We start from the raw sequence: 12,654 nt of genomic DNA on the forward strand, positions 1-12,654 counted from the left end.
ACCAAGTTGACGAGACCGTGTAGTTGTGCGGTTTATCTTTCTCAAACTCACCCAAAGCCATCCCCCTAAATATTAAGGACCAAGTATTTTCACTTCGACAATCAAAATGAAATAAATCGTAATATCACACAACCAAGCAATAAAAAACAAACAAAATGAAAGACCTACTTATCAGTGTGGCTGTTGGCGACATCGCTGGCATGCCCTACGAATTTGGCAATCGAACGAAGAATTACAATGATGTGAGGCTCTTAAACGCCAAAAGCACATATACCGACGATACAGTATGCACCTTTGCGTGCGCAGAATCGTTGCTCAATCATACCGACATGGCCACTACACTTTGGTCAAGATGCCGCATGGAGAAAGAGCGAGGCTATGGCGGACGCTTTCGCAAGTGGCTCAATCACCCCCATGTAACACCAGCATATAATTCGTTTGGCAATGGAAGTGCCATGCGCGTTGCTGCTGCGGGATTTATGGCTACCACCTCTAGCGAGTGCATTGACCTAGCAATCAGCACCGCCATGCCAACACATAATCACCCCGAAGGCATAAAAGGGGCTGTGGCCACGGCCTTGGCCATATTCTATGGCATGCAAAACAAAGGCAAAACCTTTATTCGCGAAAAAGTGTTAGACGTTTACTATCCACAATGGTCGGGCTGTCTGTACAAAGACATACAACCCGATTACCGCTTCGACGAAACGTGCCAAATAACCGTCCCAGCAGCATTGATTTGCTTTTTAGAAAGCAACGACTATACCAGCTGCATCAAATTGGCCATCGCTTTGGGTGGAGATGCCGACACGCTTGCTGCTATTGCTGGGCCTATTGCATACGCCCATTATAAGTATATGCCTGAAGAACTGTTGAAAGATGCCAAAAACAAGCTTCCAAAATGGATGCTCGATGTGAGTTATGCATTTGATGAACACGTTAATAATACCCTACTAAACGCATCTCTTAAAACGGGAATTAAGCCCACTAACGAACAAACACGCGTCTATAATGGCATTAGACGCCCCCTTTTCACACCTGAAAAGATAACCAGCTTAAACTTGGACGAGGTATTTGTGTTTGGTAGCAATAGTGAAGGCATGCATTGGGGTGGCGCTGCACGCACAGCTCACCGACATTTTGGCGCCATCATGGGCGTAAGTGTGGGCATACAAGGACAAAGTTACGCCATTCCCACCATGGAAGGTGGCTTAGAAAGCATTCGGCACTTCATTAACGAGTTTATCCAATTTGCGCGACACAACAAACATTTATTCTTCTTTGTTACACGCATTGGCTGTGGCATTGCAGGATATACAGACAATGAGATTGCTCCTTTGTTTGTGGCAGCTCGCAATGAAGAGAATATTTGTTTACCCAAAACTTTCGTAAGCTAGTTTTTCGTTAGGTATACCAACTAACCTTGTAGTCAACTAGCCTTTAGCCCTTTTTACAAATGGGCTAAAGGCTGCGCAATGGTATAGCGCTTAACCCCAATTAGTCATTAAACCACAATGTTTCCATAATTATTGTTTTTGTGTTGTTTCCTTACATCTTTTATTTTTTGTCGGCAGCTTGTTGGTCTATGCAACTTAACATAGCCCAAACAAATTTAAGAATAAGACAACAATATGTACTACAACTCACAAAATATGTACAAACCCAAACAAGCTATAAGGTCTAACATCTAAAGCCAAAGCATTTTGCTTATTTTATAAAACTGTTATTCGCCTCCCGTTTGTTAAATCATATTTTTTATTTTACAAAACAGATTTAAAAATTTTCTCCTTCTAGAGAAATTCACCTGCCAAAAAGCATAGTTTAGCCCCATTTTTAACCTTTCTCACAATATTTCCAAACCATTTTTTGAGCGGAAAAACGACATTTTGCACCTTTTTGCGCTTCTATTTGCTCAACTTTGCCTGAATTTTCTTCTCCACAAAACTCACTTTTAGTAGCTAAAAAGCCCTATTTTAGGTGGTTTTTGGTGCAGAAAATCTGCTTTTTTACAACATTCTTGACTTTGTAAAGTGCGCCAAAATTGGGCAAAAGCAGCATTTAGTCTTGCGTTTTGCACCATTTAGCCTTGCGTTTTGCACGAGTTAGCACTGCATTTTGCACGAGTTAGCACTGCGTTTTGTAGGAGTTAGCACTGCGTTTTGCTACAAATAGCCTAAAATTTCGAATAAAACACCTCTAAACTAGTCAAAATTTCGGTTTATCAACATTCACGCTCGAAGTATGTATTTCAACTCATAAAACCTCCGCGAGAATCGATTATTTGCAAGCGAGCGAACTGTTGGTGAGAAAAAAGCCAGCCACAATGTTAAAAAACCAACTATTTATTTTACATTTTAAAAATATCTCTCCAATTTAAAGCCCTAACAAAGCAAGGAAAAATCAGAAAAAGAGGTAATTTTGTTGGCAACTGGAGACAATACATTGCGCTATTGGTAGAAGTAAACAAGTGCTTGGAAATCGAAAACAACTAGAGAAGCACTTATAGGCAAATAAGATTTAGCCTTAAGGCAGAGAATACAGCCTAAATCTGCCCTAAAACAGGTAAAAACTTAGGTATTAAGGCATTCTGAGATGCTTGTATAGCGAGGCATACATCGTTTACTTGTAAGCAACAACATCAGTGTTACCAACAAGCCCTCATCAAAAGCCACAAAAAATGCAAGTTGCCAGTGCTGTTAAAGCCTCACAACTTGCACTTATCACATTTCTAAAGCCCTTACTTACTAATATAGTCTTTCAAAGCGTCTACGTATTGCGCAAAAGCCTTTCGACCTTGGGCAGTTATTCGGCAAACGGTTCGTGGACGTTTGCCTTCAAAGCCCTTCTCCACTTCAATATATCCAGCCTGGCTTAACTTATCAATTTGCACACTCAGATTACCCGCCGTGGCTTCTGTTCGCTCTTTTAAGTAAACGAAGTCGGCCTCATCCAGTCCCACGAGCAAAGAGATTATGGCCAGTCGAAGTTGCGAATGCAACAACGGGTCTAACTCTCTAAACATCATTTACTCCCTATTACGTTAAGCAAATGGCCTGGCAAAATCATGTTGAACACCGAGGCGAAACCAAAAAGTAAGTGCCACCACACGTTAGGGTGGCCAAATAGCAGGCTGTTTAGCATGTAGAACGAGACGATTACAGAAACCAATGGCAGATAGGTTATGGCATGATTGCGAACAATTACGCCCGTCATCGAGGTACCAACACTCACAAACAAGAGTGAGAAGGGCATCATAAGCGACATGTCGGTACTATGGGTAATGAAGGCTGAAGCCATCAAATACACCGTAGAAAGGCAGAACATCAACCCCACTACCATCCAAACGCTATTAAGTGCACGGTCTGTATAGGTAACCACCCTTGGCTTTTTAGACTTCCACGACACAATGCCCCAACACATAAACATGAGCCACCACAGTCCCGAAAACTGATTGTTATGGGTTAACTTAACACAGGCGAACACCACTATACTAAGAACAAATGCGAAATAACCAAAATAGAGAAATCGGTTTCCGCGACCTACTTCGAGGTTTTCTTTCGTCGACTCTATCATTCGAGCAATCAGTTCCAAACTCTCTTGCTCGGTAATTTTCTTCTCTTCCATCACTCATAATTTTTTAAAGTTACACTTCTTTTGAGCGCCTTTCCCACTAATAAGCTTCGGCCGAGTAGCTATTCGTAGGACAATAAATAAGTTTACGTTATAAACTTATCAGCGAAAAAAAATATTGGAACGCACCTTTTAGGAACTATTTCCACTGCAAAGATAAATAAGTTTATAATATAAACCAAGTGTTCTACGAAGAAAATTGCATGCAAATGTAAAGTTTTAACATTTCGACAGCCATTAAGGAGAATTGTAAGGAAGAAGAAAACAAACTCACAACACCAACAGTTGCACATCTCAACACTTTCTGCCGACAAAACTTGCGCACTCGTCTGAATATGGCTAACTTCGCACATTGAAAGGGGCAAGCCTTGTAAAGGCACTCCAAACGGATAGTGCCGTGAGCGAAATAAGCAAGCATTAGCCCTTTGAAATAGGCGAGCAATAGCCCTTTAAAATAAAGCAAATGAAACCACGCGACAAAGAAATACTCAACATTGCCATTCCCTCTATCGTGTCTAACATCACCGTTCCGCTGCTCGGAATGGTGGATGTGGCCATCATGGGCCATCTTGGTAATGCAGCATACATCGGTGCTATTGCCGTGGGCAGCATGATTTTCAATGTTATCTATTGGCTGTTTGGATTTTTGCGAATGGGAACAAGCGGTATGACCTCGCAAGCATACGGAGCGCGAAACCTTGAAGAGGTGACCAAACTACTTCTTCGTTCTCAGCTTATCGGTCTGCTTATCGCCCTCGCCATCATCCTTTTGCAATACCCCATCGCACAAGGCGCATTGTTCTTGATGCGGCCCACAGCCGAAATCAGCCAAATGGCACAACGCTATTTCGAGGTCTGCATATGGGGCGCACCTGCCATGTTGGGGCTATATGGTTTTATGGGATGGTTCATTGGCATGCAAAACACGCGCATACCCATGTTTATCTCCATCATGCAAAACGTGGTAAACATCTGCGTTAGTTTGGTGTTAGTGCTGTTTGCCGGTATGAATATCGAGGGTGTTGCCATCGGAACACTGGTTGCACAGTGGTCGGGGATGCTCGCTGCCGTTGTTTTTTTCTTGGCGCATTATCGACCAAAGCTTCGCCTTCATTTTAACATGAAGGGTGTAATTACGCAGTCGGCCATGACCTCTTTCTTTAAAGTAAATCGTGATATATTTCTGCGCACCCTATTTCTCGTGGCCGTTAACTTCTTCTTTACATCTGCAGGGGCTGCTCAAGGCACAATGATGTTGGCTGTTAACACCCTTCTGCTTCAACTTCATACCATCTTTTCTTATTTCATGGATGGCTTTGCTTATGCGGGCGAGGCCGTTGGTGGCAAATATTATGGTGCAAAAAACAAGTTTGCTTTCAACGATACCATCCGTCGCTTGTTTGTTTGGGGCGGTGCGATGGTACTTGCATTCACCTTATTATATGCGCTGGGTGGGCGTGGTTTTCTTGCGTTGCTCACTAACGACCAACAAGTGATAATCTCTGCCCTACCTTATTTTGGTTGGACCATCGCCCTTCCACTTGCAGGCATGGCCGCATTTGTATGGGATGGTGTTTTTATTGGCATTACAGCCACGCGCGGAATGCTCACCTCGTCGGCCATATCCGCCTTGCTATTCTTTGCCACTTTCTACCTGTTAAGGCCTTTTCTTGGCAACCATGCTTTGTGGTTGGCCTTTATTCTCTATCTTGCCAGTCGCGGATGGATACAAACTTACCTCTTCAAACGCATTGATGGCGTGAGAACTTTGCAGCAAATGTAATACACTAATAGAAGAAAAGAGAAAAAAGAAACATCCCCCTTATTGACCACTGGCCAATAAGGGGGATGCACATTAGTAGGTATACGCCTATTACCCACTACTGATTAAACGAACCACAATGCGGACAGCGCCCTTTTGAATGCATAGCCACACCACAATTGCCACAAATATAACGGCTACGATTATAGGCCATATGCCTGCTAACGGCCCAATATCCATAAACAAGAAGGAGCGGATAGCCCACATAATAAAGTGTGCTGATGCTAAAAACGATGTAGTTGACAGCACAAACACCAGCCAAACCGCAAAGATAGAGCATGGCATCACTAAAGGGAAGTTTATGCCGAATATCGTCTATCGTGGCCAAACCTATGATAAGGATTGCCCAAACAGATGCCAAAAAGAACGATAGCAAGGGCGGAACACTGAAAGGATTGAGCGTGGGATGGTAATAAAAATGACGCCACGTGTCGGCAGCAAACAACTGAATGCTGGCATAAAACGTGGCCGAAGCGGCAACAAGCAAGGCTAATAACGTGGGATAAAACGAGTCAATGTCGCGAATATGTACCAAAAAAGCATTGGCACGCACAATCTTTAGCACCAAATACAACATGCCGATAATACATATCACCACCAAGAAGATGAGCAAATGCACATCAGAGAAGGTTGAAATGAACTGCGAAATGGGGTCGTCGGGCACAACCATAGGCAGCAAATGCGACTCATTTATCCATCCAAAGGTGGACTGATCGCGGGCTAGTTGCACCCAAACAGAGTCTTCGCCACTTGCAGGAATTATACGAATGTCGGCTACAACCAAATGATTATTGTGCATCACATAAAGCGTATCTAGGGCCACTCCCGACACAACCTCCTCGGGTTGTTGACTGATAAGCGGCAAAGAATCGGCTTTAACCACGAAGTTATAGTTATGCGAATAGTGATGAGAAGCCGAAAACGAGAGCGAATCAAGTTGTTCGGCCGTAAGTTCAGGCGTGCCTTCGTTGTTCTTTGGCTGCTGATGATAACAACCAGAGAAACCCACAAGCAGTACTACAAGCACCCAAAGGTTAAGCTTAAGAAGCTTTTTCATATCATTCTGCATATAAGTCCATTTGACATTCAGCACAATTAAAGTGCAGTCTGAACCGCCTATTATCACCCAATTGCAAGTAAAGCGGCTCTTTCCAAGTGGGTTTTGTGCCACCATGTTTCACACAATGTCCCAGCGAAAAGCGTATGCAATGGCGGCATTGCATCAGCAATGCTTCATCGGGTTGAGGCTTTTTCACCTCAAAGGCGTCGTCAATGTCGACTAATCCCTCGTTTTCGTAGAAGGCTTTCGACAGGTGATTGGAAGCGTTATAAAGATAAGAGTGGCGTTTATATTGAGGTGTCCAAGCCAGCGTTTGTTGTTTTGGGGCTGGCGTAGGCAGCGTTCTAGGCTGGTCGGTAAGGTTTACAGGTGGGTTCATCATGGCGTCAACAGCTCGTCTACGCAGGTCGGCCAGCATACTAGAAGGTATGAAAAGCCCTTCTACATCGGCATCCATATGCACTTCATCGCAACAATAAGGTGTGCCCCCCAACTTAGTTAGCTGCCTATTAATATTGTCGCGTTGTGGTTTTTGAGCTTGTTGGAGTTGGCACTGCAAATGATGCACGCCACTGTTAATATGTTTTCCACCATGCACAATAGCCGTTTCAAGTTGTACACCCTCCTTAGTTGAAGTCAATTTCATGAACAAAGGCACCTTTCGCACAGCCGTTTGTTTAGCCAGGAGTTTACCAAATGCCTCATCGTTATTACGATAGAGCGACATGCCAGGCTTCAATCCTTCTGGCATTTTCAGTGGGAAAAGGCGGTTGCCTTCGGCACGGTTCACCCTAAAGCCCACCAATTCGCGGTCGGCATTGATAAAACACAGTCCGTCGCCATTAGCAAAACTAGCCGTAGAAGCCACATTAAACGAGTTTCCTCGCAATTCTTTCACCTTTCCAACATACTCACCCATGGCCTTAGGTGTATCAAAAGAAGCAATACCTTGCTGTCTGCCCTTGGCAAAATAGTCGGTGTAACCACGGTTAAAGGTTTTTTTCAGACTGGGTTCGAAAGCATATTCCACCTCACCAAGCGAAGCTCTGCAATAGCGTTGCGGATATTTGTGTACCAGCTGATTGAGTTTTTGACTATAGGCAGCCACCACATTCTTAACATAAGCCACATCTTTTAGTCGTCCTTCAATCTTAAACGAAGTGGCTCCAGCTTCGGCCAGTTCCTCCAAATGATTAATCTGACTCAAGTCTTTCATCGAAAGCAGATAGCGTTGGCGCTCAATAACCTCGCCAGAAGCGTCAATGAGGTCGAACTTCATACGGCAAAATTGGGCACAAGCCCCTCTATTGGCGCTACGCGAGAAGCAATGTTGCGACACATAGCACACGCCCGAATAACTAACGCACAATGCACCATGTACAAACACTTCGAGTTCGGCATGGGGGAGCTGCTGGTGAATGCGTTTAATCTCATCAATAGATAGTTCGCGAGCAAGTACAACGCGTTCAAAGCCATGACTAAGCAGCCAATTTACCTTTTCGGGCGAGCGATTATCCGTTTGCGTGCTAGCGTGAAGGGCTATTGGGGGCAACTGCATCTTGAGCAAAGCCATATCTTGCACCAGTATGGCATCTGCTCCAGCCCTATACAGATCCCATATCAAGCGTTGCGTGTCTTCCAATTCGTCTTCGTACACAATGGTATTCACCGTTACAAACACCTTCACACCATAGCGATGGGCGTAAGTGCATAGCTCCTGAATATCAGAAACACTATTGCCCGCAGCGGCTCTAGCGCCAAAACGGCTAGCGCCAATATACACGGCATCTGCTCCATGGTCAACGGCAGCAATGCCACATTCAAGATTTTTAGCTGGTGCAAGTAGCTCAAGTTGTCTCATTTGATGCGGATTTTATTTAATGTCGTTGACATTATACGGTGTTTCTTGATACACATAATAATTAATCCAGTTGCTAAACAACAAGTTGGCGTGTGCTCGCCAAGTTACCATTGGAGGCTGTGTAGGGTCGTTATTGGGGTAATAATTCAGCGGAACAGAAACATCATCGCGTTTACCCCAGTCGCGTTTAAACTCAGTATCGAGCGTGTTTGGCGCATATTCTAAGTGACCTAGAATAAAGATTTCTCGGCCATTGCGCGCCATTACCATTCCCACCCCACTAAAATCCGACTCAGCCACGAGTGTCAAAACTTCATTTTTCAAGATGTCTTCACGCTTCACTTCTGTGTGTCGGCTATGAGGCATGTTGAAATACTCGTCAAATCCTCTGAATATGGGCAACAAAGGTAGCTCTGGTTTATGCTTAAATACGCCAAACATTTTACCATCTAGCGGATATTTATGAATGCCATAATGATAATAAAGCCCAGCTTGAGCTGCCCAACAAATATAAAGCGTGCTGGTTACGTGCGTGCGAGCCCAACTAAAAATCTCGGTTAATTCTTCCCAATAAGTCACTTCTTCAAAGGGAAGATGCTCAACAGGTGCTCCAGTAACAATCATTCCGTCGAACTTTTGGTTACGCATCACATCGAAATCTTCGTAAAAACTCATCATGTGCTCAATCGGCGTGTTCTTTGGAGTGTGACTTTTAAGTTTCATAAAACTCACCTCTATTTGCAGAGGAGTGTTAGAAAGCAAGCGTATGAGGTCGGTTTCGGTTGTTATTTTCAACGGCATGAGGTTGAGCACAACAATCTTTAGCGGTCGAATATCTTGGCTGGTGGCTCTCGAATTGTTCATAACAAAGATATTCTCTCGCATCAATATATCTATTGCTGGTAATTTATCGGGGATACGTAGTGGCATTGCGGTTTACTATAATCAAAGCTAACTAAGACGTGTGACAGGCGAATAACAGGCAAATGGTTTGCCCAGGTATTTTCTTCTCTTGCATTTAGCATATGCAAAGGTAGTATTTTTTTGCGAAATATGAAAGTGATATACCAACTAACCCTTTGGCATAAAGGGCGTAAAAATGCAACAATAACAGGCTTTTAAACCTAAAAGGCTGAATGTAGAAAAGGTTAAATGACGTAAAGGGATAAATTATGCAACGTTTTCGTTAAGCCAAATGAACAATGTCGAGCTTGCTCGTACATTGTCATGGCGAGAAAACGCACTTTTCAAGGAACGAAAAGAAGATTTAACTGCTCAAGTTTACCAGATACAATGACTCATAAAATTGGTGCTTGATTAACGCTTAGAATTTAAAAAAACGAAACAAATAAAACAATTGTCATGTTGATTACTCGCGATAAGCATTGCAAAAAAAGCAAAAGCATTGTGCTAAAAGAGAGTAGGCGATGCGTCGGGAGCCGGTTTCTTAGGTTCTTCAACAGGTACTGCGTCTTTAAACTGCAGCACAAGTTGCTGAGTTTCTTTCAAATCAAAATTCAAATGATACACTCCTCGCAAGGCAGTGCGCTTTATAAGCGAAGCCTGGTTGTGCGACTTAGCAATAAGAAATCGTGATACAAAGGTGTACACCTCCTCGTAACTCACAGGATTGAATAGCGAGTTACAGGCATTAAAAACATGTAGCGCTATCTTTTGCATGGCCAAACCATCTTCTCCGGCTTCAGATAGCACCCTAAAAATTTCTTGTTCGTATAAGGTAGACATATAAATTGCAAAACAAGGGCCACCAATTAAAAGTTGGTGGCCCTTATCTTGTTAAGCTAGCGTGACGAGTTTATCTTCACCTTTAATCTTTCCTTCCTTAAAGAGCCATCCGATACCGAGCAAAACTTCTTCTTCACTCTTATCAGAAGCCTTAGCAATCTCTGCTACACTAAGAGCTTTACCAGCTGACGATAGGGTTTGGTAAACATCACCTGCTCTAAATCCAACGCTTTCTGCGTTTATACCCCATGTGGGTTCGGTAACTTTCTTAGTTGCAGTTTTCTTTGCTGCGGGCTTTTTCGCCGTTGAGTTTTTAGTCTCTACTGCGCTTTTTGTTACTTTCTTTTCTGCCATAGTTATAAAATTTAAGTGTTATGCTCACAGATTTGAACAACTAACACAAATTTATCGCTTGCAAAATTAGTACTTTTATTTAACATATAGCATCTTTTTGTAAGAAAAGTAAAGCGTTTTATAACAATTAGATACGATTTATTGATTTACATCAACTCTTAGATTAAGTTCCTCTAATTGTTTGGCATCTATCGTTGAAGGTGCATCAAGCATCACATCACGACCGCTATTGTTCTTGGGGAACGCAATACAATCGCGAATAGAGTTAAGTCCTGCAAAGATAGAAACAAAGCGATCAAGACCGAAAGCCAATCCGGCATGAGGTGGTGCTCCATATTTAAAGGCATTGATAAGGAAGCCAAACTGAGCCATTGCTCTTTCGGGTGTAAAGCCTAAGATGCCAAACATCTTTTCTTGTAATGCGCCATCGTGAATACGAAGACTACCTCCGCCCACTTCAATGCCATTGCAAACAAAGTCGTAAGCCTTAGCACGAACGCGTTCTGGATGCTCGTCGAGCAGTGGAATATCTTCAGGATGAGGCATCGTGAAGGGATGGTGTGTTGCCATGAGTCGCTGTTCTTCATCGCTCCATTCAAAGAGTGGGAAGTCTACTATCCACAAACACTCAAACTTATCTTTATCACGAAGGCCTAAGCGATCGCCCATTTCGAGGCGCAAGTTGCAAAGCTGTACACGCGTTTTATTGGCAATATCGCCGCTCATTATCAACACTAGATCGCCATCTTTGGCGCCCATGGACTGCTTAAGACTAGCAAAAACCTCTGGCGAATAGAACTTATCGATGCTACTTTTTACCGAGCCATCGGCTTCAAACTTCACAAACACAAGTCCCTTAGCGCCAACTTGCGGACGTTTAACAAAGTCGGTTAGCTCATTTAGTTGCTTACGCGAGTAGTCGGCACAACCCGGAACACAGATACCCCCAATATATGCAGCCTCATTAAACACGCTAAACTCGCCAGTACCTTTAAGTACATCGGCCAGTTCGACAAATTCCATACCGAAACGCAAGTCGGGCTTGTCGCTTCCGTATAGTTTCATAGCCTCGTGCCATGGCATTTGGCGCAGTTTTGCAGGCAATTCCACCCTTCTAAGCTCCTTAAACAGATGACGAGCCATATCCTCGAACAAGTCGATAACATCGTCTTGGTCTACGAAACTCATCTCGCAGTCAATCTGTGTGAACTCAGGTTGACGGTCGGCACGTAGATCTTCGTCTCTAAAACATTTTGCAATCTGGAAATAACGGTCGAAACCGCTCACCATAAGCAATTGCTTAAGTGTTTGGGGACTTTGTGGAAGGGCATAAAATTGTCCTGGATTCATGCGAGAAGGCACAACAAAGTCGCGTGCTCCCTCGGGTGTAGAGCCGATAAGGATGGGTGTTTCCACCTCGATAAAATTCTTATTATCAAGAAAGTTGCGTATAAGAATAGTCATCTTGTGGCGCAACTCCATATTTTTGCGCACATTTGGTCTACGCAAGTCAAGGTAGCGATATTTCATTCTAATGTCATCGCCACCATCGGTGTTCTCTTCAATGGTGAAGGGAGGTGTAAGGCTCTCGCTCAACACATTGAGTTGAGTTGCAATAATCTCAATATCGCCAGTGGGAAGGTTGGCATTTTTGCTTTGTCTTTCGTTCACATTTCCCGTCACTTGTATGCAAAATTCGCGCCCCAACCTATTGGCTTGGTCGCAAAGTTCTTTGTCATCGTTCTCGTTAAACACGAGTTGGGTAATGCCATATCTATCACGTAGGTCTACGAACGACATTCCGCCCATCTTCCTAACACGTTGAACCCACCCTGCCAATGTAACAGTTTTGCCTGCGTCGGCTAAGCGTAGTTCTCCACAAGTGCTTGTCCTATACATGTTGTTATTTTCTTTTTAATTTATGTTTGCAAAAGTACTCATTACCAACGAAACCTACAAATATTTGTTGTATGTTCTGTTATATTTTTGTTGATTGGTTAATGAGGCTATTAAGTTTTTGTGTTTACTACTTTAGTTATGAAGTCTTGATTTCTATTTTTCGTATATGATGTTCCATTTCGCAACAAACAGCTTTACTTCTTGTCTTTGTTGTCCCCGAACAAATCATGGCTCAGCGGAAGATTAGTGGGGACAAATTATTTTTATTACTTTTGCACCATG

At 43.2% G+C, this 12,654-nt stretch carries 10 protein-coding genes; 2 read left to right on the plus strand and 8 right to left on the minus strand.

The features are described from left to right. Positions 1 to 155: 155 nt before the first annotated feature. Entirely contained in the window at positions 156 to 1,397 is a 1,242-nt protein-coding gene (locus QME03_RS09400; RefSeq protein WP_281724205.1) for an A1S_2505 family phage non-structural protein, read from the plus strand. A 1,340-nt stretch (positions 1,398 to 2,737) separates the two neighbouring features. Here QME03_RS09400 and QME03_RS09405 read toward each other — a convergent pair. Next, entirely contained in the window at positions 2,738 to 3,022 is a 285-nt protein-coding gene (locus QME03_RS09405; protein ID WP_281724216.1) for a winged helix-turn-helix domain-containing protein, read from the minus strand. After that, the gene (locus tag QME03_RS09410) at positions 3,022 to 3,624 is read right to left on the minus strand and encodes a hypothetical protein (protein WP_281724206.1); all 603 of its coding nucleotides are present in this window, start codon (positions 3,622 to 3,624) and stop codon (positions 3,022 to 3,024) included. Before QME03_RS09410 ends, QME03_RS09405 begins: the two co-directional genes overlap by 1 nt. Before the next feature lie 469 nt (positions 3,625 to 4,093). Between QME03_RS09410 and QME03_RS09415 the strand changes: the two genes are divergently transcribed. After that, the gene (locus tag QME03_RS09415; protein ID WP_281724207.1) at positions 4,094 to 5,413 is read left to right on the plus strand and encodes an MATE family efflux transporter; all 1,320 of its coding nucleotides are present in this window, start codon (positions 4,094 to 4,096) and stop codon (positions 5,411 to 5,413) included. Positions 5,414 to 5,510: 97 nt separating this feature from the next. Here the strand turns inward: QME03_RS09415 and QME03_RS09420 are convergent, their stop codons facing one another. From QME03_RS09420 to aspS, 6 genes are all read right to left on the minus strand, one after another. Further along, positions 5,511 to 6,521, minus strand: coding sequence for a zinc ribbon domain-containing protein (locus QME03_RS09420; protein ID WP_281724208.1), 1,011 nt, complete (start codon positions 6,519 to 6,521; stop codon positions 5,511 to 5,513). Continuing rightward, on the minus strand, positions 6,511 to 8,373 hold the full coding sequence (locus QME03_RS09425) for a peptidase U32 family protein (protein ID WP_281724209.1): 1,863 nt from the start codon (positions 8,371 to 8,373) through the stop codon (positions 6,511 to 6,513). Before QME03_RS09425 ends, QME03_RS09420 begins: the two co-directional genes overlap by 11 nt. 12 nt (positions 8,374 to 8,385) lie before the next feature. Then, a complete protein-coding gene (metA, locus tag QME03_RS09430) occupies positions 8,386 to 9,303 on the minus strand; it encodes a homoserine O-acetyltransferase MetA (protein ID WP_281724210.1) in 918 nt (305 codons plus the stop codon). 480 nt (positions 9,304 to 9,783) lie between these two features. Continuing rightward, entirely contained in the window at positions 9,784 to 10,119 is a 336-nt protein-coding gene (locus QME03_RS09435; RefSeq protein WP_281724211.1) for a hypothetical protein, read from the minus strand. 51 nt (positions 10,120 to 10,170) lie between these two features. After that, positions 10,171 to 10,473 (minus strand): winged helix-turn-helix domain-containing protein, encoded by a 303-nt coding sequence (locus QME03_RS09440; RefSeq protein WP_281724212.1) that lies wholly within the window; start codon positions 10,471 to 10,473, stop codon positions 10,171 to 10,173. A 138-nt stretch (positions 10,474 to 10,611) separates the two neighbouring features. Continuing rightward, on the minus strand, positions 10,612 to 12,372 hold the full coding sequence (gene aspS / locus QME03_RS09445) for an aspartate--tRNA ligase (RefSeq protein WP_281724213.1): 1,761 nt from the start codon (positions 12,370 to 12,372) through the stop codon (positions 10,612 to 10,614). Between the last annotated feature and the right edge of the window lie 282 nt (positions 12,373 to 12,654).

Origin of the sequence: Hoylesella shahii, assembly GCF_937990675.1 — a bacterium.
In the GTDB taxonomy this organism is placed as follows: Bacteria; Bacteroidota; Bacteroidia; order Bacteroidales; family Bacteroidaceae; genus Prevotella; species Prevotella shahii.

Excerpts from the sequence above, each read along its gene's own strand:
- QME03_RS09400 (WP_281724205.1), top strand. The coding sequence starts at position 156 with ATGAAAGACCTACTTATCAGTGTGGCTGTTGGCGACATCGCTGGCATG.
- QME03_RS09405 (WP_281724216.1), bottom strand. The coding sequence starts at position 3,022 with ATGTTTAGAGAGTTAGACCCGTTGTTGCATTCGCAACTTCGACTGGCC.
- QME03_RS09410 (WP_281724206.1), bottom strand. The coding sequence starts at position 3,624 with ATGGAAGAGAAGAAAATTACCGAGCAAGAGAGTTTGGAACTGATTGCT.
- QME03_RS09415 (WP_281724207.1), top strand. The coding sequence starts at position 4,094 with ATGAAACCACGCGACAAAGAAATACTCAACATTGCCATTCCCTCTATC.
- QME03_RS09420 (WP_281724208.1), bottom strand. The coding sequence starts at position 6,521 with ATGCAGAATGATATGAAAAAGCTTCTTAAGCTTAACCTTTGGGTGCTT.
- QME03_RS09425 (WP_281724209.1), bottom strand. The coding sequence starts at position 8,373 with ATGAGACAACTTGAGCTACTTGCACCAGCTAAAAATCTTGAATGTGGC.
- metA (WP_281724210.1), bottom strand. The coding sequence starts at position 9,303 with ATGCCACTACGTATCCCCGATAAATTACCAGCAATAGATATATTGATG.
- QME03_RS09435 (WP_281724211.1), bottom strand. The coding sequence starts at position 10,119 with ATGTCTACCTTATACGAACAAGAAATTTTTAGGGTGCTATCTGAAGCC.
- QME03_RS09440 (WP_281724212.1), bottom strand. The coding sequence starts at position 10,473 with ATGGCAGAAAAGAAAGTAACAAAAAGCGCAGTAGAGACTAAAAACTCA.
- aspS (WP_281724213.1), bottom strand. The coding sequence starts at position 12,372 with ATGTATAGGACAAGCACTTGTGGAGAACTACGCTTAGCCGACGCAGGC.